Genomic DNA, 416 nt, shown 5'->3' with positions numbered 1-416 from the left:
AGTTGTTCTTCAACATCCTTGCGACTTTCGCGGAGTTTGAAGCCGAGCTGATCCGGATGCGTACTCGTGAAGGGATGGCCGTTGCACGCGACAAAGGTAAACTACGCGGAAAGAAACCCAAGCTTTCTGAACGTCAGCAAAAAGAGCTTCGCCGGATGTATGATACCGGCGATTACTMCATCAGCGATCTTTCAGAACTGTTTTCTATTTCTCGGCCAACTGTCTATCGAACTCTCAGCAGAACAGCCTCAACGTTCTTGTTGGGTTCACTCTAAGCGTACGTAAAGTACACTTTCGTGTCGTGACCCCAGGAAGCCACGCAGCTTTTCGGCAGCCTTCCCGGTGCGGCCCTGCACAGTGCGCTCGGCTGCATCATAAAGCGAGATTGCCTCCTCGTCCGAGATTGCCTCCTCGTC

General features: G+C 52.5%; 1 protein-coding gene. It reads left to right on the top strand.

Annotated features, from left to right (window positions below; all coding sequences use genetic code 11):
- On the top strand, nt 1-275 hold a 275-nt coding region (locus KP705_RS18295), incomplete at its 5' end, for a helix-turn-helix domain-containing protein (RefSeq protein WP_215765330.1).
- Nucleotides 276-416 lie beyond the last annotated feature (141 nt).

Origin of the sequence: Gluconobacter sp. P1D12_c (assembly GCF_018812105.1) — a bacterium.
Classification (GTDB): Bacteria; Pseudomonadota; Alphaproteobacteria; order Acetobacterales; family Acetobacteraceae; genus Gluconobacter; species Gluconobacter oxydans_A.
Note: the sequence above shows the minus strand (reverse complement) of the source record. Positions and strands in the feature narration are given on the sequence as shown.